At 66.0% G+C, this 22,364-nt stretch carries 21 protein-coding genes; 5 read left to right on the top strand and 16 right to left on the bottom strand.

The window, feature by feature from the left end; all coding sequences use genetic code 11:
* Window positions 1–96: 96 nt before the first annotated feature.
* Window positions 97–1,563, top strand: a complete 1,467-nt coding sequence (locus ASG11_RS07845; protein WP_168371713.1) for a tetratricopeptide repeat protein — start codon at window positions 97–99, stop codon at window positions 1,561–1,563.
* A 75-nt stretch (window positions 1,564–1,638) separates the two neighbouring features.
* Here ASG11_RS07845 and ASG11_RS07840 read toward each other — a convergent pair whose 3' ends face one another.
* The 7 genes from ASG11_RS07840 to ASG11_RS07810 form a co-directional block, all read right to left on the bottom strand.
* The gene (locus tag ASG11_RS07840; protein WP_055777397.1) at window positions 1,639–2,520 is read right to left on the bottom strand and encodes a peptidyl-prolyl cis-trans isomerase; all 882 of its coding nucleotides are present in this window, start codon (window positions 2,518–2,520) and stop codon (window positions 1,639–1,641) included.
* A 65-nt stretch (window positions 2,521–2,585) separates the two neighbouring features.
* A complete protein-coding gene (gene epsI, locus ASG11_RS07835) occupies window positions 2,586–3,308 on the bottom strand; it encodes an exosortase-associated protein EpsI, V-type (protein WP_082472658.1) in 723 nt (240 codons plus the stop codon).
* Window positions 3,305–4,174, bottom strand: a complete 870-nt coding sequence (gene xrtV, locus ASG11_RS07830) for an exosortase V (protein WP_055777394.1) — start codon at window positions 4,172–4,174, stop codon at window positions 3,305–3,307. The genes epsI and xrtV overlap by 4 nt, the downstream gene beginning before the upstream one ends.
* A 188-nt stretch (window positions 4,175–4,362) precedes the next feature.
* On the bottom strand, window positions 4,363–4,608 hold the full coding sequence (locus ASG11_RS07825; protein WP_055777392.1) for an XrtV sorting system accessory protein: 246 nt from the start codon (window positions 4,606–4,608) through the stop codon (window positions 4,363–4,365).
* Between the two features lie 99 nt (window positions 4,609–4,707).
* Window positions 4,708–6,105 carry an exopolysaccharide biosynthesis polyprenyl glycosylphosphotransferase gene (locus tag ASG11_RS07820; protein ID WP_055777389.1) on the bottom strand — a complete coding sequence of 466 codons (1,398 nt, stop codon included), beginning with the start codon at window positions 6,103–6,105 and terminating at the stop codon, window positions 4,708–4,710.
* A 192-nt stretch (window positions 6,106–6,297) separates the two neighbouring features.
* Window positions 6,298–6,561, bottom strand: coding sequence for a hypothetical protein (locus ASG11_RS07815; protein ID WP_055777387.1), 264 nt, complete (start codon window positions 6,559–6,561; stop codon window positions 6,298–6,300).
* Window positions 6,562–6,641: 80 nt separating this feature from the next.
* Complete coding sequence (locus ASG11_RS07810) at window positions 6,642–7,364, bottom strand: hypothetical protein (protein WP_156363693.1); 723 nt, start codon at window positions 7,362–7,364, stop codon at window positions 6,642–6,644.
* Window positions 7,365–7,458: 94 nt separating this feature from the next.
* On the opposite strand from ASG11_RS07810, the gene ASG11_RS07805 reads away from it, so the two are divergent.
* A complete protein-coding gene (locus ASG11_RS07805; RefSeq protein WP_156363692.1) occupies window positions 7,459–8,076 on the top strand; it encodes a PEPxxWA-CTERM sorting domain-containing protein in 618 nt (205 codons plus the stop codon).
* A gap of 73 nt (window positions 8,077–8,149) precedes the next feature.
* On the opposite strand, the gene ASG11_RS07800 is transcribed toward ASG11_RS07805, so the two are convergent.
* Window positions 8,150–8,692, bottom strand: a complete 543-nt coding sequence (locus ASG11_RS07800) for a retropepsin-like aspartic protease family protein (protein WP_055777379.1) — start codon at window positions 8,690–8,692, stop codon at window positions 8,150–8,152.
* 75 nt (window positions 8,693–8,767) lie between these two features.
* Window positions 8,768–9,616 (bottom strand): hypothetical protein, encoded by an 849-nt coding sequence (locus tag ASG11_RS07795; RefSeq protein WP_156363691.1) that lies wholly within the window; start codon window positions 9,614–9,616, stop codon window positions 8,768–8,770.
* Between the two features lie 199 nt (window positions 9,617–9,815).
* Here ASG11_RS07795 and ASG11_RS07790 point away from each other — a divergent pair, with 199 nt between their 5' ends.
* On the top strand, window positions 9,816–10,811 hold the full coding sequence (locus ASG11_RS07790; protein WP_082472801.1) for a cell wall hydrolase: 996 nt from the start codon (window positions 9,816–9,818) through the stop codon (window positions 10,809–10,811).
* A 3-nt stretch (window positions 10,812–10,814) separates the two neighbouring features.
* Here the strand turns inward: ASG11_RS07790 and ASG11_RS07785 are convergent, their stop codons facing one another.
* A complete protein-coding gene (locus ASG11_RS07785) occupies window positions 10,815–11,591 on the bottom strand; it encodes a glycosyltransferase (protein ID WP_156363689.1) in 777 nt (258 codons plus the stop codon).
* Between the two features lie 130 nt (window positions 11,592–11,721).
* Here ASG11_RS07785 and ASG11_RS07780 point away from each other — a divergent pair, with 130 nt between their 5' ends.
* Window positions 11,722–13,173 (top strand): oligosaccharide flippase family protein, encoded by a 1,452-nt coding sequence (locus ASG11_RS07780; RefSeq protein WP_055777368.1) that lies wholly within the window; start codon window positions 11,722–11,724, stop codon window positions 13,171–13,173.
* Window positions 13,174–13,187: 14 nt separating this feature from the next.
* Here ASG11_RS07780 and prsR read toward each other — a convergent pair whose 3' ends face one another.
* Together prsR and prsK are read right to left on the bottom strand one after the other, a co-directional pair.
* Window positions 13,188–14,543 carry a PEP-CTERM-box response regulator transcription factor gene (prsR, locus tag ASG11_RS07775; protein WP_055777363.1) on the bottom strand — a complete coding sequence of 452 codons (1,356 nt, stop codon included), beginning with the start codon at window positions 14,541–14,543 and terminating at the stop codon, window positions 13,188–13,190.
* The gene (gene prsK / locus ASG11_RS07770; RefSeq protein ID WP_055777360.1) at window positions 14,540–16,615 is read right to left on the bottom strand and encodes an XrtA/PEP-CTERM system histidine kinase PrsK; all 2,076 of its coding nucleotides are present in this window, start codon (window positions 16,613–16,615) and stop codon (window positions 14,540–14,542) included. Before prsK ends, prsR begins: the two co-directional genes overlap by 4 nt.
* 529 nt (window positions 16,616–17,144) lie before the next feature.
* On the opposite strand from prsK, the gene ASG11_RS07765 reads away from it, so the two are divergent.
* Entirely contained in the window at window positions 17,145–17,636 is a 492-nt protein-coding gene (locus ASG11_RS07765; protein WP_082472656.1) for a PilZ domain-containing protein, read from the top strand.
* 93 nt (window positions 17,637–17,729) lie between these two features.
* Here the strand turns inward: ASG11_RS07765 and ASG11_RS18695 are convergent, their stop codons facing one another.
* The 4 genes from ASG11_RS18695 to ASG11_RS07745 all read right to left on the bottom strand — a co-directional run bounded on the left by ASG11_RS18695 (window position 17,730) and on the right by ASG11_RS07745 (window position 22,186).
* Window positions 17,730–18,371 carry a hypothetical protein gene (locus ASG11_RS18695; protein WP_156363688.1) on the bottom strand — a complete coding sequence of 214 codons (642 nt, stop codon included), beginning with the start codon at window positions 18,369–18,371 and terminating at the stop codon, window positions 17,730–17,732.
* 73 nt (window positions 18,372–18,444) lie between these two features.
* Window positions 18,445–19,554 carry a glycoside hydrolase family 130 protein gene (locus ASG11_RS07755; RefSeq protein WP_055777351.1) on the bottom strand — a complete coding sequence of 370 codons (1,110 nt, stop codon included), beginning with the start codon at window positions 19,552–19,554 and terminating at the stop codon, window positions 18,445–18,447.
* Complete coding sequence (locus tag ASG11_RS07750; protein ID WP_055777348.1) at window positions 19,551–20,732, bottom strand: Gfo/Idh/MocA family protein; 1,182 nt, start codon at window positions 20,730–20,732, stop codon at window positions 19,551–19,553. Before ASG11_RS07750 ends, ASG11_RS07755 begins: the two co-directional genes overlap by 4 nt.
* On the bottom strand, window positions 20,729–22,186 hold the full coding sequence (locus ASG11_RS07745; protein WP_201781294.1) for an MFS transporter: 1,458 nt from the start codon (window positions 22,184–22,186) through the stop codon (window positions 20,729–20,731). The genes ASG11_RS07750 and ASG11_RS07745 overlap by 4 nt, the downstream gene beginning before the upstream one ends.
* Window positions 22,187–22,364: the final 178 nt, after the last annotated feature.

The following is a 22,364-nucleotide window of genomic DNA, read 5'->3' as shown; positions in this document are numbered from 1 at the left end:
GAAACTCGCAAAGCTATTATTTACATCGCTTCGAGTACGTATCGCATGATGAAGTACAAACGCCTCCTTATTCCAGTCTTCGCCATGGCTTTTGCTGTGACGAGTTGTTCATCGGCCGACACGACTGCCGCCAAGGCCGCCGCCGAGGCGGACATGGCGCTGCAGCAAGGCCGCATCCCCGACGCGCTGCGCGCGGCGCACGAAGCGGTGGCGGCACGCGACGATGTCAGCGACTATTGGCTGCTGCTCGGGCGGGTCAGCCTGGCCGCGAGCGATTATGGCGGCGCGTTCACGGCCTATGAGAACGTCATCCAGCTCGATCGCACCAACGTGGAGGCGATGCGGCTGATCTGCCAGCTGGGCCTTTCCGTGCGACAGCCCGACAAGGTCGACAAATATGCCGACCAGCTGCTGCTGCTGACGCCGGGCGACAATCTGCCGCTGGTGATGAAGGGCGGCGCGGCGCTGCAACGCGGCGACAAGGACGCGGCGCTGCGCTTTGCCGAACAGGTGCTGGCGAAGAATCCCGAGGACCTCGGCGCGCAGATCCTGAAGGCACGCGTCCTGGCGGCACGGGCCAATTTCAACGAGGCCGCCGCGCTGATCGAGGGATCGCTGACGGCCAGCGGTGACAATACCCCCCGGCTGACGTTCCTGAAGGATCTGTACAGTCAGGCGCTCGACCGGACGCGCTACGGCTTCACGATAAAGCGCCTCGCCGCGGCCAACCCCAAGGATCCCAACGTCCAGCTCGAATATGCCGACATCCTGTACCAGAGCGGGCAGCCGGCCGAGGCGAACACCGTCGTCCGTCAGCTCATGCTCGACCGGCCGGGCGATATCGCGCTGGCCGGGAACATCCTGGAACTGTGGCTCGCCGAGGGCCCCGACGCGGTACCGCAGAACCAGATCGCGGCGCAGGCGGCGATGATGTCGCTGGAAATGAAATCGACCTACGCCCAGTTCGCCAACGAGATCGGGCATCCGGAGATCGCGATCGCGATCATCGGCCGGGACGCGGACGGGCCGCCGACGGCGGAGAATTCCGATGCCAAGGCGGCACTCGCCTATGCGATGGGCCTGCAGGGCCGGCGGGGCGACGCGATCGGCCGGCTGAACGAGATCCTGGATTTCGATTCGGCCCAGCCCCGCGCCTTGCTCGCCCGGGCGCGGTTGTACGGCAAGAGCGGCCAATCGGCCGCCGCGATCACCGATGCGCGCCAGGCGGTGTCGGGCGACGGGCAGAACGCCACGGCGCGTCTGGCGCTGGTCGATGCGCTGATCGCGCACGGCGACGTCGATCTCGCCGCCGTCGCGCTGCGCGAAGGCGTGCGCGCGATGCCGGGCGATGCCCGACTGACCGCGCGGCTGGCCAAGACGCTGATTGCGAGCGGCCGGCGCGACGCCGCCAACGATGCCCTGCGCGACATGACCCGCGCCGCGCCGACCAGCCTGCGCGCGCAGCGGCTGCGGACGTCGATCGATCCGACCGCGGTTCCGGACAAGCCACGGCCGATGGACCCGGTTTCCCCGGCGACGGCGGGCGCCACCGCGACGCGCTGATCGACGCTTCCGAAACACGAACGCCCGGCGATGCGGAGTGCATCGCCGGGCGTCGGTCACCCGTTTATCGGGTCGTCAGATCTTCGGCGCGGCAGCCGGTGCGCCGGCCGGAGCGCCAGCGGCACCGGGCGTGCCGCCCGGCGGGGGCGCGAAGCCGGCCTGATATTCGATCTTGGCGGCCGCGCGGGCCTTGGCGACCTGCTTGCGCATCGCTTCGGCCAGCGCCTGCTGACGCAGCACGTTGAGCGCGGCGGGCTTGGCCTGATCCTCGGGCGTGGTGATCGCTTCGGCGGACTTGATCACGCTGGCCACGAGACGACCATTGTCCGGGATCAGGAACGGTTCGCCCGACGGCAACGCGGCGATCTTGGAAGCCACTTCCGGCGGCAGCATGCCCGAATCGACCTGGCCATTGCCGCGCTGGAACTGGATGCCCTTGGAGGTGAGGATCGCGGCGATCGCGTCGAGCGAGTGCGCCGGCTGAAGCTCGCGCACCAGCGTCATGTCGGAAGGCTGCGGGAAGACGATCTGGTCGAGCACGTAGCGCTTGCGCCCGGCGAACATCGTCGGGTTGCTGGCGATGAACGCCGACACCGCCGCGCTGTCCGGCACCGGCACGTTCTTGGACAATTTGCCGGCCAGCATGTTGACGATCAGCGAATCCTGCTGGCGGCGCGCCTGTTCGAGATAGGCGGGCGACTGATCGAGGCCGTCGGCCTTCGCCGCCTGGACGAGCAGCGTGCGATCGACGACGCGCTGCAACAGCTGCGCCATCACCGCCTTCTTGTCCGCGCCGGCCTGCAGCGTCGCGCCGTTCAGTTCGGCGTTGAGCTGCTGCTGCGTGATTTCCTCGCCGTTGACGACCGCGACGACCTGACCGCCGACCTTCTTCTGGCAACCGGACAGCAACACCAGGACGGCGGCGGTTCCGGCGATAAACTTCGTTTTTCTATTCACCCTTGTTTCTCCTAACCCTGTGACGCCGGCGACCTTGCCGGCGCATGACTTGTCGATGATGATCCTCAGCGAAGCCCGACGAGCACGTGTCGCATGGTGGGTCCCACCGAAGCGTAAAGATCGCGCGCAAATCCGTCGAGTTCGGCGATCCCGACGTCCGGCGAGACGCTGGATATGCGCACGAGCAGTCCGTCCGGGATCTTGCCCTCGAGATTCTGCCGGAATACCGCCCAGCGCTGTTCCGACCAACGGCGCGGGAAAGCCTGGCCCAGCCGCGTCCAGTAGATGATCTGTTCGCGGCGCAGCCCCGTCTCGGCGATGATGAAGCGCGACGGCACGTCCAGACCCGATGCCAGCGGCAGCGTATGTTCGTCGATCGTCGTCAACTTGAACCCGCCGGCCGGATAGCAGACCTCCGGCCGGTGGATCTGCACCACGCCGTCCTGCGCGCCGTTATAGGCGATCAGCAGCATCATCTGCACGCCGCGCGCATTGGTGTAGGTGCGCGTCAGCAACTGGCTGTAGAGTTGCTTTTCGAGCTGATCCTCGGGCGGCAGCACCAGTCCGCTCGCCGCGACGAAGTTCCAGCCGGCGAACCGGTTGGGCACCAGCGACTCGATCTTGTTCTTGCCGAGCATGTTGAGCGGATCGCGCGGCTTCAGCGCGAACGCCGTCGCCGCCGCCGCGAGGAAACCGCCGCCGATCAGCAGTTCGCGCCGCGACCCGACCAGCGCCGGGCGCGCCGCACCCGATGCAGTGCCCGACCGTTTCGTGGAGGTCTCGCTCATTGTACGCGCCCCTTGGCCGCCAGCCTGCGACGGAGCGGCGTGCCCAGCCAATCGAGGACGAAGATCGACAGCAAAGCCGAAGCGAACATGCTGAGGCCGGCGAGTTCATGGAAGAACCCCTGCCCCGCCGCTTCGCCGAAATGGTAGGTGATCAGCAGCAGCAGCAGCACGCGGACCAGATTGGCGACGATCGCGATCGGCAGGATGAAGCAGATCAGCACGAGCATGTAGGCGAAGTTCGAACTGTGCCGGATATAGGTATAGAACATGCCGAGCGCCGTGAGGCTGAGCAGCGAGTTCAGGCCGGCACAGGCCGCGGCGACCAGCATCTGATATTGTCCGATCTGGATCATCACGCCGGAACCGGCGATCGGATAGCCCAGGCCGTGCAGCATCGTCACCGCCGTCTGCGAGATCAGGATCTTCAGCGGCTGGGTCAGCATCGCGAACAACGTGTCCGGCGGCGGAAACACGAACAGCATGTAGACGAGTGGGAACCACACGGCGCGCAACACCGTGCCGCCCCAGATGCCGTACGCCGCGACGATCAGCGCCGCATACATCGTGAAGCCCTCGATCTCGATGATGCCGGAGATGCGGGCCAGGGTGTAGACGATCAGCAGCGGCAGCAGCAGGAGCGCCGTCAACACGGCGTTGCCGGGCCGGGGACGCGGTTTCGCGGCGCGCAGTTCGCGCACCAGCAGCCAGATGCCGGTCAGCAGGACGATCGGGCCGTGTGCACCCTGCTCGCTCGACCAGCTGTCGCGCGCGACATCGAACATCGTCGGGCCGGCCAGACACGCCGCCGCGAGCGCGATGACCAGCCCCGGCCTGGAGAATGCTGGCGAACCGACGGGTCGGTCCATGACCAGTGGACTTTGAACGTTAATCTTCCGCCTCCCACTCGCGACGGCCCACGCGCAAAAACATGGCCACCGTCCCGGCATTGTCGTGCGATGTGATCCACATCGATTGCCCTGCCACGCCCCCCATTAGCGCATCGCGACCGCGGGGAACAGCGGGCAGGTGCCGCCCCGCACCCTGCCCCTATGTGCTATTTCTTCCAATGTTCCAGCGGCTTCAGCACGTACCAGACATAGACCCCGATGGCGGCGATCGCCAACCAGGCCAGGGCCTCCTGCCCGTGATTGCCGAGATAATTGGCCACCGCGCAGCCGATCGCCGCCGGGGCATATTGCCACATCTTGTCCTTCGGCTCGTCCGCGCTGGAACGCTGAAGGAACAAGGTGATCAGCCCGCCGAAAATGGCGACGGTCAGCCAATCGTATACAGTTTCCAAAACCCCATCCCCTGACAAAACACACCGCGCGAGACAAACGCCCAAGCAGTCTTAAACGACTTTTAGTTAAGATATCCCCGACGAACAGCCGGCCCGTAATCAAAAAGCATTCGGATGTACAAGTACCCGAATCGTGGCGGCAAGGATCGCGAAGTCCCGCCATAGAGTCCATTGATTGAGATATTCGAGATCGGCCTGCAGACGGCGGACGAGATCCTCGCGTTCATGCGTCGCGCCGCGCAAACCACGCACCTGCGCCAGACCGGTGATGCCGGGCTTGAGCGAATGGCGATGCCAGTAGCGCTGATCGACCTCCCAGAAATGCTCGGCCCCGGCCAGCGAACCGAGCGCGTGCGGGCGCGGGCCGACCAGGCTCATGTCGCCGTGCAGCACGTTGAGCAGTTGCGGCAGTTCGTCGATGCTGGTCGCGCGGATCAGGCGCCCGACGCGCGTGATGCGCTTGTCGTCGCGTTGCGCGGACTGCTTGCCGTCGGCATCGGTATCCTCGACGCGCATCGAGCGGAACTTGTAGACCGAGAACAGCCGGTTGCCGCGGCCCATGCGCTGCTGCCGGAAGAAGATCGGGCCGCGACTCTCGAGCTTGATGAGCAGCGCCACGAGCACAAGCAGCGGCGAGAGGAAGACGATCGCCGGAATCGTCATCGACAGATCCATCGCGCGCTTGAGCATGCGGCTGCGCAGGTCGAGCGGCCCCGACGCGACCTGCATGACGCACTGGCCGTGATAGCGGCTGAGATGGTTCGCCCCGACCTCGTCGAATTCGGGGGCCAGCACATGACCCTGCACGTCGGTGCCCTTGAGCAGCAGCGACCAGGCCGGGCGATTCTCGACCGGGCAGCACACCAGCACGTAATCCGCCCCGCGCACGGCATTGCCCAGCCGATCGAGCATCTTGGGATCGCGCAGGTTGGGGCGCAGGCCGTAAGCCGCGGCATCGATCACGCGGGCATCGCCGACATCGGGCACGACGCAATTGTCGCAGATGACCAGTTCCGCGCGCAGATGCTGGTCACTCGTCTTGTTGACCACGCGCTTGAACAGGTAGCGACCGGCAACGAGGAAGACCGCACCGGCCATCGACCCCACGCCATAGACGACGCGCGAGAATTCGAGCGAGGAGCGGGCGTAGAACGCCACGAACAAGACGACGACGACCGCCAGAACGAAAGCCATCAGCGCCTTGCTCAGCCCCTGTTTCCAGTTGACCAGCACCTGATAGCCATAAGCCTGGCTGTTGAAGGCGAAGATGAGGAAGATCGGGGTGATCAGCGCGGCGAGATAAAAGCCGTTGGCACCGAATACCTCGCGATTACGCAGCAGGCCGGCAAGCACATAGGCGACGACTATGCTGATCGAATCCGTGATGGCCAGCAAAGCGTATAATTGAAAGCGTCGGGCTTGCTTGGACGTTGCGTAGCCGAGCGTGGAAAACCGCTGGTACGTGTCGCCTTCGCCTTCGCCGTCCACCACGTCCATACTTCAATCCCCGATGGACAAAACAGGCATCCCGACTCGCCCCCGAGGCTAGGATTACGCGACCGTAACCAAACGACGACGACTCGCGTCGTAGCTTGTTCCATGCTGCGCTGGTTAAAGATACGTTGATCGTCTTTCAATCAGACGACGCGGCCCCTACCACGCTTTGCGGCAGGCAGGCGGCGTTATTCCTTACAAAAGCAGGAATATTCCCGTGCCGGCGGCGACGAACCCGGCGAGCAGGCCGATATATCCGCAAGCGACCGAAATGGTGTGAAAGACGTCCGAAGGCGATTCGGGCGCGAAAGCGGGGGCCTGCTGCGCCGCCATCCGCGAATCGATCTCGCCGATCATCTGACCGACCAGGCCGCCATAGGACAGCGACCGCGGCTCGAATTCGATCGGTGCCGGGCCGATCGCATTGGGCTTCTTCGCTGCTGCAGTCCCGCTGGCCATGCCGAATTCCTCTGAATACCCGACGGGCTTAGAGCGGCATTGGTTTATTATTCGTCAACGCGGGCGACCCGCCGCCACCGTCAGTACAGCCAGTTGCTCCACTGCGCCCGGACCGCCCAGCCGGCCCCTTGCCGAGCCAGCGCATAGGTCGTGCCCCAATGATCCGCCGTCACCGTGACATAGGCGACGTTGCGCACCACGACGGGATTGGAGATGCGGAAGTTCGGCGTGCAGTGGAACGACACGCGATTGCGCAGCCACCACCGCGCGCGCAGGCCAGGGACCGGCCAATCGGGCGAGATCATGACCTTCCGGTTCGCCGCCAGCGACGACAGGATCCAGGCATTGCGATCGAGCTGCGCCTGCAATTCGGGCACGAGTTGCGGCGTCGCATTGTTCGGCTGATCGATATGGACCGCCGCCTGGGTCTGCGTCGTGCGGTACAATTGCCCGACGGACAACGCCGAGGTCGGCTTCAAGCCCGCCGGCACATACCAGACCGGCAGCTTCAGCCCGCGCGGCGGATTGCTCACCATCGTGCGATAGACGTCGAGCGGACGACCGGCGGTGGCGGCATCGACGCACACCGCCTGGCCCGGCACGGCGAGCAGCTTCAACGTCTCGAACACGACCTTTTCCCGATCGGTCAGCGGCTGGGCACCGCTGCCCGTACAGGCCGCGACGCCAAGGCAGGCCAGGGCGGCGATCGACAGCCGCGCATGCATGCCCGGTCGCCGATCGCGGGCCGAGGGTCGCCCATCCCGTTCCGGCGCGCCGCCCGTTTCCTGCCCGATCCGATTCATAAACAACCCCACCCTATGTGCCGTTATCGCACAGGTCGTCGGGTAACCACAACGATCTATCGCTTTTCCCCTCGAAGTGATCTATCCGAAGATCGTGGAAAACCCAGCCAGATCCAATTCGCGTGCCGAACGCTACAGCTTCACCTCCGCCGCAGTGTCGGTGGGTGCGGTCGTCCTGCTGATCGGCATAGCACCGCGCAACGAGCGCGCGCTGTTCCTGCGCGACGCGCAAGGCGATGCGCGCGCATTCGCCGCGGTCGTTCCCCCGCTCGATGCGGCGCGCGCGCAACTGGAGCGCGGCGCGCTGGACGATATCGCGCTGCGCAGCGCGCGATCGGAAGCGGCACAGCGCGAGCGCGCCGCTCGCGGCTTCGCCTCCTCGGGCACGCAATTGATGCCCGGGACGGTCCCGGCCCTGCTCTCCAACGCGCCGCGCGGGTCAGCGACCGACGGCATCGCCGATCCGGCCGCGCCCGGTGTCGCAAACGCCGCGGATCCCGGCGTTGTCGCCCCTGCACCGACCGGTGGCGAGGCTCCCGGCGGCGGGGGCGGCGGGGTCGCACCGCCGGGCGTCACGACGCCGCCGCCCGGCGGCACGGGCGCGAACGTCCTGCCCGAACCCGGCACCTGGGCGATGATGCTGCTCGGCTTCCTAGCGATCGGCGGCGTGCTGCGCCGACCGTTCGGACGGCGCGCCGGAGCGATCGCCTGACGCGACCTGTTAGGGAGTTGCGTCGGACCGGGAACGCCGCGAACCCGAAAGCGGATCGGCGCGACGCCGGTCGCTAGCGATCCTTCTGTAGCGACATCTCGTCCGCCGACAGCATGATCGGCCCGAGCTTGGCCAGCAGGTTCTGGCCCATCAGCGATACTTTCAGGCCATTGTGCATCACCGCCGCATCGACATCGGCGAGGTCGCGCCCGGCGACGGTGACACGATCGAGCGTCACGCGGCCCATGCGCGATGTTCCGCCGGCGGTCTCGATATCGCCGAGCAGATGCGCCGCCCCGGCCGCAGCGCCGACGCGCCGCGCATCCGCCGCGGTCAGCACGACGAGGTTGGCACCGGTATCGACCAAGAACCGCACTGGCGTGCCGTTGACCTTCGCCCGGACGTAGAACAGCCCGTCCGACGCCTTGGCGATGCGGATCCTGTCATCCGGTCGCGCGAGCGCCGGAAGGTCCGTCACCGCTTGGTCGGCGATCGCGGCATTGGCCTGCAAGCGCGTGCCCTCGCCATGCGGCGAATCCTCGCCGCCGAGGTTGACGCTCGCGAACAGCAGGACCGCCGTGCCCAGCGAACACAGGGAAGGAAGGGTCGAAACCATGAGACCGTGATGGCGCCGGCCGCGCTACTGCGCGGTTACGCGGCCCGGTTACCGGACCGTTAAACACGATGCGGTTCAGACGACCTCAGGCTCCACCGCTTCCGGCTCCTCCTGCAGCCGCCGCAAGCGCCGCCGGCGATAGGCGTACAGCGCCCCGACCAGGGCGATGAACAGCGCCAGCACGACGAGTTCCGCCGCCGTCACCAGATAGGAGCGCCGCATCGACGATCCCGACGCATACAAAACATAGTAACGCGGCGCGATGCGGAATCCGGCGTAGCGATAGAGGTTGATCAACTCGCCCGGCAGCCCGCCTTCGCGCAGCACCCCGCGATGGACCGAGATCAGATCCTGCCGATCGGGCAAGCCATATGCCGGCAATTCGACGAAGTAGCGGATCGCCGTGCGATCGCCCGTATCCCCGACCATCGGCGCGAAGCGCGTGTCGCTATGCCCGATGCGGAAATCCTCGTTGAACACCGCCGTGCTGTCGTAGAGGACGCGACCGCGGATTTCCGCCGGGCCGAGCGCGGGCACCGTGAGATCGTCGTTGGCGGAAATGTGATGCGGCGGTCCGTTGTCGCGCGGCAGGAACAGCGTGAAGGCGGCGATGAAGATCGCGGCCAGCACCGCCGCGACGGCAGCCCCGATCAGCGTGGCGAGCAGGCGCGAGGTCACGCGGATCGCGCGTTGCAGCGGCGACACCGGCTCGACCGGTTCGCGCCGCCGACGGCGCCGCGCCACCAGACGCAGCAACAGCAACGGCGAGCACAGGATCAGCACCAGCACCAGGAAGGTGAGCGCGGGGTGATAGAAGCCGAATTCGTTGAACTGCCATTCGGCGGCCAAGGACGACAGACCGCGATAGGTCATCGTCTGCCACAGGACGAACACAGCAGCGATGGCGATCCAGAGCCGGGGCACCCACACCAGCCACCGGGGCCGGCGGCGTGTTCTTGCGCCTTCCACCCCTTTTTTCCCTTCTCGTTATGGTTAACGTCGTGTGGACAAGTTCCGGAAGCTTGTCAAAGCGCCCGTCGCATCGGCGCGACCGGCCTGCGCGACGAACGCGATCTTAACGCGATCGATGGCAATGCGCCGCGCGATGGATCGATCGGGGCACATGGACAACAGACTGTTGGGGATCGGCGCGGCGCTCTGCGCGATCGTGGCCTGCGCCGCGATCCTTCCGGTCGAACGCGACGCGCCCAAACCGCACACGCAATCCGCGACACGAACACCCCGCACCCTCCCCGCCCCGCCGCCGGTCGTGCCGCCCGCGGCCCCGCCGGGCGCACCGGACATCACCGCCGTGACGTATCAGCCGATCGCCCCGCAGACGGCGGAGGAGATCAACCGCAACGTGCCGCTGCACAATGCCGGCCCGGCGGCGCGGCCTTTCGTGATCGCCGAGGACGCCCCCGCCCGGCAGCGCGCCACGCACTGCATCGCACAGGCGGTCTATTACGAAGCCGGATCGGAAAGCGACGCTGGGCAACGTGCCGTCGCGCAGGTGGTGCTGAACCGCGTGCGCAGCGCCGCCTTCCCCAATTCGATCTGCGGAGTCGTCTATCAGGGTTCGGAGCGGACCACCGGTTGCCAGTTCACGTTCGCGTGCGACGGATCGCTGCGACGAGAACCGAACCCCGGCGGCTGGGCGCACGCGATGGCGATCGCCACCGCGGCGCTGCGCGGCCGGGTGTATGCGCCGGTCGGCCACGCCACGCATTATCACGCCGATTACGTCGTGCCCTATTGGGCGGCGAGCATGGCCAAGATCCGCACGATCGGAATGCACGATTTCTATCGCTGGGCCGGCACCTGGCGCCCGGCGACGTACTTCTCGCAGGGTTATGCCAATGCCGAGCCGGACGTGCCCGGGATGCCGGCCACCGAGAGCGCAACCGCTGCCGCCACGACCACCGCGCAAAAGCCCGATCAACCGCTCCTGCGACCGGGCGGCACGACCAGGGCCCTGGCGATCGACCAGAAGCCGCTGGTCCTCATCACCACCGAGAAACCGCGGCTCGATCCGGCGCTGGACCGCATCGTCGTCCTGCGCGCCGATCTGGAAACGACCGCGCTGCCGCAGCCGAACCGAGCGAAGCCGCCGCGCTGATCCCTATTCGTATCCCGCCTGGCGGGCCGCCTCGACCGAATCCGCCAGCAACGTCGTCGTCCTGGCCGGTCGCGCCTTGGCACCGCGATTGGCGCGCCAGAAATCGAGCGGATTGCGCGACAGCGTGGACACCGAAGTGAAGATCGGCAGTTGGTCGCGCCATTTGCGGCGCGAGTAGCGGTACGCCTCGCCATATCCGCCATCCAGCCGGTTGACCGGCTGGTTGTTGTGGATGACCGGCAGATCGATCGCATAGGCGCTGCGACCGCTGGTCAAGGCGCTCTGCGCGATATCGGTACCGTAGAGATGGAAATGCGGCAGGCCTTCGTCGAAGCGGTAGTTCGGCTCGCGCCGGAGGATCAGCAGCAGCTCGTCGAACGATCGCACCGCCACCGGATGGCCGGACGGATGCCCCAATTCGCGGGCGAGCGACACGTCCCAGACCCGGCCGAAAGCTTCGCCGCGCGCATCGAGACCGAACGGGCCGGCGACCTGCCACTTGGGATCGAATTCGCTGAGCGCGTTCAGCGCCGCGACGGCACGCGCCTGCCAGCCCTTCGGCAGATAGACGTCCTGATGCGCGAAGAGACAGATCGTCCGATCGGTGCGCGACAGGCCCTCGTTATACGCCTTGGTCATCGACGCCGCGCCCTCCACCGTGACGACCGGCAGGGTGCCGCCCGCCACATCGGGCGACCGCATCAGGCACCGGGACAGGAAGTCGCGGTTATCGACGGCGCAGATCACGACCATATCCGCTTGTGTGATGGGGCCTTGCACCGTCAGATCCTTCGCGATTCGCGGATTCGCATGGCAATATATAGGTGAACTATCAACACTTGGTCGCTAAACCGAGGCCGAACACCATCGCCGACGGTGTTGGAGGTACGTCGCCGGACATGGAAAAAGCATGAGTACCCGCCGCTTGCTGGGCTGGGCGCTGGGTGGACAGGCGAGCAGTTTCGTCGTCACCCTGCTCGGCTCGATCATCCTGGCGCGCCTCCTGTCGCCGCGCGAGATGGGCGTGTATGCGATCGCCGTCGCGACGGTGGGCATCTTGTCGATCCTGTCCACCGCCGGCCCCGCCTCCTACGTGATCCGCGAAAAGGAGATGCCGGAGCTTCGTCTGCGCACCGCGATGACCATCACGTTCGCGCTGAACGCGCTGATCGCGATCGCGATCTACGCCGTCAGTTTTCGGGCCGGGCCGTGGCTCGGCGATCCGGGGGTCGGCCCGGTGCTGCGCTGCCTGGCGCTCATCCCGCTGATCCAGATCCTCGAATTCCGCCCCGCCGCCATGATGCAGCGGGAAATGCAGTTCCGGGCCTCCACCACGATCGCCACCTCGACCGCCTTGCTCACCTCCGCCGGCCAGGTCACGCTCGCTTGGCTCGGCTACAGCTATATGAGCATGGCCTATGCGTCGCTGGCGGCGGCGCTCTTCAGCGCGATCGCCAACAACATCGTCGGCCGGCAGCATATGGGGTTCCGGCTCAGCGTCGATAACTGGCGGCCGATCGCGATGTTTGGCGCGCGGATGCTGACGATCAGCGGCGTCGCCGCGCTGTCGTGGCGCATCTGCGAACTGGTACTGGGCAAGATGCTCGGCCTGACCGCGCTCGGCCTCTATTCGCGCGCGTCGAACATCTCGAACATGATCTTCTTCAACATCTACGGCACGGCCTCGCGCTTCGCCTTCACGAAGCTGTCGAAGGATTATCGCGAGCACGGCTCGGTCACGACGAGCTTCGTGATTTCGCTGGAAATGATCGTGTCCGTGATGTGGCCGCTGCTGGCTGGAAGCGCGATCCTGGCCGGGCCGATCATCGTCAATCTCTACGGCATCAAATGGGTCGACGCCGCGCCGGTGCTGTCGCTCCTGCTCGCGTCCCAGATCGTGGTGCTCGCCTTCGGCATGAACTGGGAATTGTTCGTCATCCATGACGAGATCAAGAAGCAGACCCGGTTCGAAGCGATCCGTGCCGCGTTCGGCACGGCGGCCTTCGCGATCGGGTGCACGTTCAGCATCTCGGCGGCGGCGACCGGACGGATCGTCGAGGCGCTGTTCGGGCTGATCCTATATCTGCCGTCGATGAGCCGGCTGTCGGGTGCCGCGCCGGCGCGGATCTTCCGCCTCTACGGCCGATCCGCCGTGCTGACCGGCGCGGCCTGCCTGCCCGCCGCGCTGCTCATGTCGTTCGAGGGTTGGAACCCGCGCACGCCGCTGCCGCTGTGCCTGGCTAGCGTCGCGCTCGGCGTCGGTCTGTGGATCGTCTCGCTTAAGCTCACGCGGCATCCGCTGCTGGACGAACTGACGCGCTTCCTCCGGCATCGCCGCAACGGATCGGTCCAGCCGGCCTGATCCCGGCGCTGGGATCAGCCCTTGGAGATGCCGTAGCTGTTCATCAGATCGTAGAGCATCGGGCGCGAGATATCGAGGTCGCGCGCGACGGCCGAAAGATTGCCGTTATTGGCGGCGATCGCCTCGGCGATGGCCAGCCGGTCGGCCCGCTCCCGCGCCACGCGCAGTTCGGCGCGCTTCACCGGCGAAGCGGCGGCGCCGAGATCGAGATCGCGCGCGGTGATCATCGCGCCATCGGCCATGATCGTCGCGCGCTTCACCCGGTTTTCGAGTTCGCGCACGTTGCCGGTCCACGGCCATTCCGCGATCGCGGCCAGCGCGTCCGGCGTGAAGCCCTTCGCCTTGGTCCGCTTGGCATCGCGCGCCAGTTGCAGGAAATGCCGCGCGAGCAACACCGCGTCGCCGTCCCGCTCGGCCAGCGTGGGCACCTTCACCACGATCTCGGCCAGGCGGAAATACAGATCCTCGCGGAACTGCCCTTCGCGCATCATCGTCGCCAGATCCTGATGCGTCGCGGTGACGACGCGCGTGTCGACCGGAATCGCCTTGCGCCCGCCGATCCGCTCGATCACGCGTTCCTGCAGGAAGCGCAGCAGCTTGACCTGGGTCTGCGCCGGGACATCGCCGATCTCGTCCAGGAACAGCGTGCCGCCCTGCGCCATCTCGATCTTGCCGACCGTCATCTTCACCGCGCCGGTAAAGGCGCCGCGTTCGTGGCCGAACAGTTCGGCTTCGAGCAAGGTATCGGGGATCGCCGCGCAGTTGATCGCGACGAAATTGCCGCGCGAGCGCGAACTCTTCGTATGGATCGCCTTGGCGAGCAATTCCTTGCCCGTGCCGGACGCGCCGAGCAGCATCACCGTGGCTTCCGCGTCGGCGACCTTGTCGATCGTCCGGAGCACTTCCATCATCTCGGCCGAGCCGGTGATGATGCCGTTGGCGGAACTGGCGGCGCGCGGCGTCTTCTGGTTCTCCGCTTCCAGCGCATGGATATGAAACGCGCGCGCGACGATCAGGCCCAGGTCGGCGATGTTGATCGGCTTGGCGTAGAAATCGTGCGCACCCAGGGCGATCGCGGTCTGTGCGCTCTCGCGCGCCTCATGGCCCGACGCGACGATGACCTTCGTCTCGGGGCTGATCGCGACGATCTCGCGCAATGTCGCCAGCCCCTCGGTCGCGCCATCCGCGTCCGGCGGCAGGCCGAGATCGAGCGTCACCACCGCCGGCTTGTGATTGCGCACCGCCGAAAGCGCCGCCTTGCGATCGGACGCGACAATCACGTCATACGCCTCGAACGCCCATTCGAGCTGGCTCTGGAGGCCGATATCGTCCTCCACGATCAATAATTTCTGCTTGGCCACCCGCGTCATTCCGATTGCAGTCTCTCTTCTTCAGGCGAACGCAGCACGGGGAACTTTAGCGCAAAACGGCTTCCCGAACCCTTAACGCTGATCACTTCCATATCGCCGCCCATGGCCAGGACCAGGGAGCGCGCCTCGGCCGCACCGATGCCGAAGCCGTTCTTCTTGGTCGAGGCGAACGGCTTGAACAATTCCTTGCGGATGAAATCGGGCGTCATCCCCTCGCCCTTATCCTCCACCGCGATGACGACCATGCCATCCCAGATCGTGAGCGACAGGGTCACCGGCGCACCCGCCGGGCTGGCCTCGATCGCATTGGTCACCAGATGTTCGATCGCGATCGACAATTGCTCTTGATCGGCGAGGATCTTGCAATGCTGCTCGATCGACAGCGTGACGACCCCGTCGGCATAGCTTTCCCGCGAGATGCGCGACAGCAGATCGGCCGGATCGACCTCGGCAAGGTTCGGTTCGGCGATCTGGCGATCGGTTGATAGGCGCGAAAGCATCGTCGTCATCTTGCCGGTGGCATTCTCCAGCGTCTTGGCCATCGCCGCCTGGAATTTCGGGTTGGCACCGTGCTGGGCGGCGTTGCTGGACACGAGCGACAATTGGGACACAACGTTCTTGAGATCGTGGATGATGAAGGCGAAGCGCCGGTTGAATTCCTCGAACCGGCGCGCCTCGTCCAGCTCGGCCTGATTCTGCGCATCGGTCAGATGCACCGTCACCTGCTGGCCGATCACACGCAACAGATCGAAATCCTCCCAGTCGAGATCGCGATCGAGCCGGGGACGGCCGAGCACGATGATGCCGACCAAGCGACCCGAGCGTGCCAACGGCACCACCACCCAGGCCTTGTGCTCGCGCAGCAGCCAGTCCGGCACGGCGGTATCTTCCGGCATCGATCCTCCGGTCGTGCGGATCTCGTCGAGCGTGAGGATGCGGGCGCTCTGCGCGAGGTCGTCGAGCCATTGCGGATCGACCGGCAGAGCGTGCGAGAAGGGATCGGGCGTGGTCCATTGCCAGCTGCCGGCCAGCGCCAGCCGATCGCCGCGCTCGGCCAGCAGGAGCGCCCCGCCGAGCGATTCCGTGACGTCGGCGACCGAGCGGATCGCGCGTTCCTCGGCCGAGAGGTTGGGCATCGTCCGGTCGGCGATCGTCGCGCTGAAGCGGAGCCATTCGCTGCGATAATCATAGCGATGTTCGAACAGATGCTTGACGAACAGCGCCTTCACGCGGGCGCGCAGTTTGGGCAGCAGGCCGATCGCCAGCACCGTCAGCGCGAGCAGTACCGCGACGATCAGCTTTGCCAGATCCGCGGCATGGCCCCCGGCCCAGATCAGCGCGCGGGTGGCGGTGGAGAGGATGACGAAATAGGTGCCGATCGCGACGAACAGCAACGAGCGGGTGGTGGCCTGTCGCGACAGGGTCACCTTCCAGCGTTCCTTGCGCCGCGCCGCCAGGGCCAGCGCCGGTACGAGCGCGAGGACGAGCAGGCCAGTCCCCTGCAGCAGCAGCACCGCGAGCGGATAGCCGAGCAGCATCAAGGTGAAGAGGTTGAGATTGTAGGCCCAGATCACCCCCAGCGCGACGACGATCAGGCGGAAGCCGGAGGCGGCCGACGATCCGGTGGCGCGGTACAGGAAATGCGCGAAGGCCAAGCCACCGAGCGCGAACAGCCAGTGCGCGGACAGCATCACGATCGTCAACGTATACGCGGCCGTGTCGCTCAGATCCCCTTGCGCGATGGCGAGCGAGAGCCCGGCCCGCACCACGACCAGCACACCAAGCGAGGCGCAATAGATCCGAATGGTCCGACGGGCATCGTCATCCTGTTCGAAGGTGCGCGTCGTCCACAGGATGTAAGTGAGCCAGCCGAGATCGCGCAGCGGTTCGCTGATCGCGAGCAGCCACGGCCATCCGATCAGCAGCGACGCGGTCCACACCGCCATGCCGGCAAAGGCAAGGCCGAGATGCAGGGCGCGCGGATGGCGGCGGGCGATCGACAACCGCCACACGGCGAGCGCCGCATAGCAGATCGTGGAAAGGACGAGGCTCCAATATACTATGAAATGCATGAGGTTGCCCGTTCGAGCGCAGGTTCACGCACAGGCCGGCGTTCAGGCGGTCGCCCACACCCTGCATCGTCCCGCCCGTTCATGATCTGCCGCCCCTCAACGCCTGCAACGCCCTATAACATAACGGGCGACGTAAAAACCCCAATCGACACTCCGCGCGAAGTTGCGCCCGAACACGGCGGGTTGCACCGGAGAGCGGGCAAGGCCCCGCGACATCCGCGGCACGATCGTGTTGCATGTGTCGGCCCATCGATCGGAACATCGGACGTTTATCGGACGGGAACGGAATCAACACTTGCCGGATCATCGAGAGAATTACGCCAAGCCGAATCATTTCGTAAAAATGCCACTTGATTTCTTGAATGTCATTCCCCATACCGAATTTCGGAGGGGTTGCACCTGGATATGCGGATATCGCGACTTTCGTTTCGCGCGAAAGCTCGTTGAGACCTTGGTATTCATTTGACGTCTTCGTGTTTCGATCTGTTGTAATACTCAAATAATTAGAAACACGCCTGGAACATGCACGATGACGATCCTGGATCGTGAAACTTCTGGTTTAAGATTGGCCGCGCAGGTCTATCTGGATAACCGAACCGCTCCGCGCATGCCCGCCGAGCGCCAGGTAACCTTGCGCACAGAGCGCGAGGAACCGATCGATGCGATGATCGAAGATCTCTCGTTGTCGGGTTTCGGCATGTCGACCCTGGCGGACCTGCCGATCGGATCGGTGGTGGGATTGAGCATCGGGGGCGCGCTGCGCCGTCGGGTGAAAATCGTGCGACGCGTCGGGCTGGCCTATGGCTGCGAATTCCTGACTCCGCTCAGCGATCTGGAAGTGAATTCCGCCTTGCGCGCCGGCGACGTGGTCGAGGCGAACTTCCTGCCCGGCCCTCAGGGCGAGAATGCTACGCGATCCTCGAACCGAAAATTGTCTTATCTGGCAAAGCTTTACATCCTGATCGGGCTGCTCGCGGCGTTGTGGGCGATCGTGATCTACACTGCCGTGCATCTCCGCTGATCGGCGGACGTTCGGTCGGTTCAGCAATATTCCGCCCGGGATTTTAGGGCGAGCGCCCGCAGGATCGCGGGTTCGGCTTTCACCCCAAACGCATCACGTGGGGATGAAATACCCGCCGGTGCGAAACTTGGACGTACCGCCACCGGCAGCGGCATAAAGCGACGATGCCTCGGCCGATAGAACTCCGACACGCAGCGCGCGGCGCACCGAAACAAAGAACATACCGATCAACTTGAAAGCATGAGTCCCGTTCAGATAAGTATTCTCAGACCTCCGTGAGAAAACAGATACGATAGTGCCAGTATTTCCGGTGACCGATGTAGTAAAAGCAGTATTGGGATGTCCTGACCGCAGAGCAGGCCGGCCCGACGCGCGGGATGCCTGGATGCCGACCGGCAGATCATGCCGATCTCGCGGTCGGTTCGCGAAAGCATTCTGGAAAAGGCGATCACATTCGAAGACGTCAGCGGCCCGATCGGGTTCAGCTACGAATTTACGGAAGCCAGCAATTGCCAACGCCAGAAAATCGCGAACGATGCGGATCACAGCCGCAAGGACTGCTCCGACGCCGATCGCGGTGGCATTCCGCCAATTCCCGGATGAATTTCCATTTCCCATATTGCACTTGCGTGACGCATGATGCGTGCCAGTTAACCAAACCGTTGAGATAGTTCGGTATTCCGCTTGACCATATACAGGGTGTAATTTTTCCCGACAGGTAAAGCGGTCTGCCATCCTCCGGCTCCAAGCCGTGCCGATCGATCGGCAGGCATCGCCTTCCGTCCCCTGCGCCCCTGAAGGACAGCACCTATCCCAGCGGAGCCGTCGCCACCCCCAGGCGAGAATCCGCCAAGCCGACATACAGCCACCAGCGATCCCGGAACGCGACCAGCCCTTCGGCGAAACAGACGTTGCCGACCTGACCCTGCGCCTCGGCCGGGTCGATGCGCAGGAACGGGTCGGTCAGCCGGGCGATGACGGCGGTGGGATCCTTGGCGTCGAGCAGCAGCTGTCCGGGCTGATAGGCACCGGGCGGAATGCCCTCCGCGCCGGCCTCGAAATGATTGGCACCGTTATAGATCAGCACGATCCCGGCCTTGGTGAGCAAGGCGGGCGGGCCGGGTTCGGTCAACATCGAATCGAAGCGGTGGCGGCGCGGGCCGGCGATATGGAGCAGGCCCTGCGGCACGGCGACGCGATCGAGCTGCCACCAGCCCGCGCCGTCGCGGGCATCCGGATCCCAGGTGAGGTAGCGATCGGGCGCGGCGTCGGTCTCGACCGGCGTCCAGCGGATCAGATCGTCGGAGGTGGCGGCGTAGACGATGCCCTCCCCCCAATACATCCAGTATCGGCCGTCGATCCGCGCCGCGACCAGTGCGCCATCCCTCAGTTCGGTGACGATCGCTCCGGCCTTGGTCGGGCGGCGGACATAGGGAGTCTGCGCAAAGGCCGGGCCGTGCTTGGTCCAGGTGCGCAGATCGTCCGAGGTAGCGACGAACAGGCAGCCGACCTTTCCGTCAAACGCGGTATAGGTGCAGACATAGCCGCCGTCCGGCGCCGCGACGACGCGCGGATCCTCGATGCCGCCGGGCCATTCCCACGCCTGCCAGCGATCGTTGCCGGGGGCGAGGACGGGTTCGGGCTCCAGCTCGAAATGGTGGCCGTCGCGACTCGTCGCCAGACCGATGCGCGAAGTGCCGGCATAGCGCCCGACATGATCCTCGCCGCGCACCAGCAGGCAGATGCGGCCATCGTGCACGATCGCGGCCGGATTGAAAACGTCCTTCGAGGCCCAGGCGACCGGCCGGCCGGAGACGGCACAGGTGAAGGTCACGTCGGCGCGGTCCTCCAGCAGGCGCCTTGGAACCGAGAACGGGCCGAGCGCCCAATCGGGCAACGGATGGGCGGGGTCGGTCACAATGCGTCTCCAGCGGGCATGGGCTCGGGGCGCTCGACGGTCGAGCGGATGCGGATGCGGCCGCCACCGTCGGCCGACGCTTCGAGCGCGAGCAGGGTTTCGAGGACGTGCACGGCAAGACGGCCGCTCGCGCGGGGCTCGCGGCCTTCGTTGATCGCAGCGACGAGATCGCGCAGGCCGAGGCCGCGCAGGTCGCCGAAGCCCAGGGTCGTAGTGGCGGAGATCGGCTCGCCGGTCAGCGGATCGATCCCCTGCCCGATCGCCTGCAGGGCCCGGACGATCGTCGCGGAATCGAGCTTGCGCCGTGGCGGCTCGTCGCCGGTCGCGATCCACTCGCCCTCGCCATCCGCGAGGCGCGGGACGCCGCCGAACTGGTTGGGATCGGGGGCCTGCATCGCACCGGTGGTTCCGTAGAGTTCGATCGGGCGGCGGCCATGCTGGGTCACGTCCCACGACATGGCGAGCGAGACGTTCGCGCCGCTTTCGAACAGGATCGCGCCGTTGACGGTGGTCGGCACCGCGACCGCGATGATCTCGCCTGCCCGGCCGGGGGCGGTGGCGGTACGCGTGGCGCGGGGTCGCGTGCCGATCGCGATCACCTCGGCGACCGGCCCGAGCAGGTTGACGAGCTGGGTCACATAATATGGCCCGATATCGAGCAGCGGTCCGCCGCCGCGCGCGTAGAAGAAGGCGGGATCGGGGTGCCAGCCTTCCATGCCGTGCGTGCCGAATGCGATCGCACCACCGGTGACGGTGCCGATCGCGCCGGCATCGATCAGTCGCCGGGCCGCCTGGTTGCCGCCCCCAAGAAAGGTGTCCGGCGCGCAGCCGATCCGCAGCCCGCGCGCTTCGGCCAAGGCGAGCAGGTCGTGCGCGTCCTCCAGCCGGGTCGCGAAGGGTTTCTCGCTGTAGAGGTGCTTGCCCGCCGCCAGCACCTGCCGCCCGATCGCATGATGCACGCCCGGTGGCGCGAGATTGACGACGACCGCAATCTCCGGATCGGCGAGCAGGTCCGCGACGCGCATCGCGGTGCCGCCGTAGCGCGCCGCCTGCGTTTCCGCCGACGCCATCGTCCGGCTGGCCAAGGCCTTCAGCCGCAATTCGGGCGCGCGCACGATCGTGCCGAGATAGGCATGGCTGACCATGCCGCAGCCGATGATGCCGATCGCGGTCGTCATGCGGCGAGCGGCGCGGCGGCGGCGACCGCGGTGGCCGAGGCGATGGCACGGCGTTGATCGAGTTCGGTCAGGATGCGGGCATGCTTCTTCGCGTCGAGGCGGTAGAACAGACAGGTGGATGCCGCCGCCAGCGCGAGCAGGCTGGCACCCGGGCCGTAGATCGCGCCGATCCAGTCGATCGTGGCGGGCGACAGCTTGGCCGCTGCCGCCGCCGCCTCGCCCCCGCTCTTGAACCCGATCGCCTGCAGCGCGATGCCGGAGACGAGCGAACCGAACCCGGCCGCCGCCTTGCTGGCGAATGCCCAGCCGGCGAAGTACAGCCCCTCACGTCGCGCGCCGAATAGATGTTCGTGCTCGTCCGCGGCGTCCGCCATCATCGAGGCGAAGGCGATGGCGGCGGCGGCCATCAGCGCGCCGCCGACCACCACGGTCGCCGACAGGATCGCGACCATCGTCGTCCCGGTGAACGGGAACAGGCCGAGCAGCCGCAGCGTCGCTGGGATCGAGAAGGCCAGAGCGAGGCCGGCCATGCCGATCAGCAATACGGTGCGCTTTTCCATGAACTTCAGGAACGGCCCGGCCAGCGGTGCGCCGAGCAGCAGACCACCGAACAGCGACAGCGTCACCGCCTGCATCTGCCCCGGCGACATGCGCCAGAAATAGGTGTTGGCGTGCAGCCCGAGCGTCGCGTGGATGCTGAGCGAGGTGAACAGCAGCAATGCGCCGACGAACAACGTGCGGAAGCTCTGGTTGCGAAACACCTCGCCCAATTCGCGCACCAGGCGGACGTGCATCGCACCATCGTTCGTCACCGGCGGATGCTGGCGGTCGCGCATCGTCAGCAACGCGCGGACGGCGATCGCGGCGCCGACCATTCCGACCAACGCGGCGCTGAGCGCGAACGGGGCATAGCTGGCGCGGCGCGACAGGCCGCCCTCCCCGCCGAGGAAGATACCGAAGCCCATGACGATCGCGATCAGCGCGCCGAGCATCGCGAAGCCCCAGCGCCACGCCGCGATCGACGAGCGTTCGGCATAATCGTCGCTCAGCTCCGCGCCGACCGCGTTGAACGGCAGCAGGAACAGCGAGATCGAGACGCGCAGCCCGATCGACAGGAAGGTGAGCCAGGCGAACAACGCCATGCCCGACAAGGCCGCGGGCAGCGAGAAGATCAGCACCATGAACAGCGCGGTGAATGGGGCCCCGACGATCATGAACGGCAGCCGCCGCCCGACGCGCGATTGCCATCCGTCAGACAGCGAACCGATCAGCGGATCGACCACCGCATCGACCACCAGACCCGCCGCCAGCGCGACGCCGGCCAATGCCCCCGGCACGCCGCATACGGCGGTGACGTAGAAGAAGATGAAGATGTTGACCGCCTGATTGGCGATCCCGTCGAGCAGGGCGCCGCTGGAATAGGCGATCTTGGTGCCGAATCGCAGCGGCGGCATGGCTCGGCCCCCGCCTGCCGCAACCGCCGCCGTCCCCGGCATGGGCATATCGCCACCGTCCTGCATGTCGCTCTCCGATTTTATCGTTCTCGTTGCGATCGTCTGTAGCACGCTTGTGCCGCCAAACAACAAAAAGGATGTACGTTCTGTAAAGTTGTGATATCGACTCGGCGATCAG

This window comes from Sphingomonas sp. Leaf357 (assembly GCF_001423845.1).
Classification (GTDB): Bacteria; Pseudomonadota; Alphaproteobacteria; order Sphingomonadales; family Sphingomonadaceae; genus Sphingomonas.
The sequence above is the reverse complement of the archived record's forward strand: the minus strand, read 5'-3'. Positions and strand labels throughout refer to the sequence as shown.

What these genes read in the sequence shown, in the direction of transcription:
- ASG11_RS07820 (WP_055777389.1), bottom strand. Translation starts at nt 6,105, where the DNA reads ATGGACGTGGTGGACGGCGAAGGCGAAGGCGACACGTACCAGCGGTTT.
- ASG11_RS18695 (WP_156363688.1), bottom strand. Translation starts at nt 18,371, where the DNA reads ATGGCAGACCGCTTTACCTGTCGGGAAAAATTACACCCTGTATATGGT.
- ASG11_RS07750 (WP_055777348.1), bottom strand. Translation starts at nt 20,732, where the DNA reads ATGACGACCGCGATCGGCATCATCGGCTGCGGCATGGTCAGCCATGCC.
- ASG11_RS07790 (WP_082472801.1), top strand. Translation starts at nt 9,816, where the DNA reads ATGGACAACAGACTGTTGGGGATCGGCGCGGCGCTCTGCGCGATCGTG.
- xrtV (WP_055777394.1), bottom strand. Translation starts at nt 4,174, where the DNA reads ATGGACCGACCCGTCGGTTCGCCAGCATTCTCCAGGCCGGGGCTGGTC.
- prsR (WP_055777363.1), bottom strand. Translation starts at nt 14,543, where the DNA reads ATGACGCGGGTGGCCAAGCAGAAATTATTGATCGTGGAGGACGATATC.
- epsI (WP_082472658.1), bottom strand. Translation starts at nt 3,308, where the DNA reads ATGAGCGAGACCTCCACGAAACGGTCGGGCACTGCATCGGGTGCGGCG.
- ASG11_RS07810 (WP_156363693.1), bottom strand. Translation starts at nt 7,364, where the DNA reads ATGAATCGGATCGGGCAGGAAACGGGCGGCGCGCCGGAACGGGATGGG.
- prsK (WP_055777360.1), bottom strand. Translation starts at nt 16,615, where the DNA reads ATGCATTTCATAGTATATTGGAGCCTCGTCCTTTCCACGATCTGCTAT.
- ASG11_RS07745 (WP_201781294.1), bottom strand. Translation starts at nt 22,186, where the DNA reads ATGCCGCCGCTGCGATTCGGCACCAAGATCGCCTATTCCAGCGGCGCC.
- ASG11_RS07780 (WP_055777368.1), top strand. Translation starts at nt 11,722, where the DNA reads ATGAGTACCCGCCGCTTGCTGGGCTGGGCGCTGGGTGGACAGGCGAGC.
- ASG11_RS07800 (WP_055777379.1), bottom strand. Translation starts at nt 8,692, where the DNA reads ATGGTTTCGACCCTTCCTTCCCTGTGTTCGCTGGGCACGGCGGTCCTG.
- ASG11_RS07815 (WP_055777387.1), bottom strand. Translation starts at nt 6,561, where the DNA reads ATGGCCAGCGGGACTGCAGCAGCGAAGAAGCCCAATGCGATCGGCCCG.
- ASG11_RS07765 (WP_082472656.1), top strand. Translation starts at nt 17,145, where the DNA reads ATGACGATCCTGGATCGTGAAACTTCTGGTTTAAGATTGGCCGCGCAG.